Raw genomic sequence first — 395 nt, 5'->3', positions numbered from 1 at the left:
TGCTCTTCCTGATTACTTTCATGGCTTCAATTCCATCCATTTCAGGCATTGCAACGTCCATAACAATTGCACAATAATCGATTTCGGGCTCACTGAATTTGGCCACGGCTTCTCTGCCGTTGACAGCTGTATCCACATTGAATCCCAGTATGGTAAGAATTTTCCTGCCGACATCAAGGACACTACTTTCATCATCAACAAGCAAAATATTACCTGACAACTTTGTTAACGGAACCTTTGAATCACCTGAAACTAAACTTGGTTGTTGTGATGAGGAGTCAAGGGACGGCAACAGTATTTTTACCTTTGTCCCGCTCTCTGGATTGCTATCAAAAGTTAGCGCCCCTTGGTGTGTCTGCATAACGCCTGCTGACAAGGCAAGCCCCAGCCCCCTG

The 395-nt window shown here is 45.3% G+C and carries 1 protein-coding gene; it reads right to left on the bottom strand.

Annotation, left to right across the window (positions count from 1 at the left end):
* A partial coding sequence (locus tag FCL47_RS24150) for a response regulator (RefSeq protein ID WP_136816278.1) occupies positions 1-361 on the bottom strand: 361 nt, incomplete at its 3' end.
* Between the last annotated feature and the right edge of the window lie 34 nt (positions 362-395).

Source organism: Desulfopila sp. IMCC35006, assembly GCF_005116645.1.
Classification (GTDB): Bacteria; Desulfobacterota; Desulfobulbia; order Desulfobulbales; family Desulfocapsaceae; genus Desulforhopalus_A.
The sequence above is the reverse complement of the archived record's forward strand: the minus strand, read 5'-3'. Positions and strand labels throughout refer to the sequence as shown.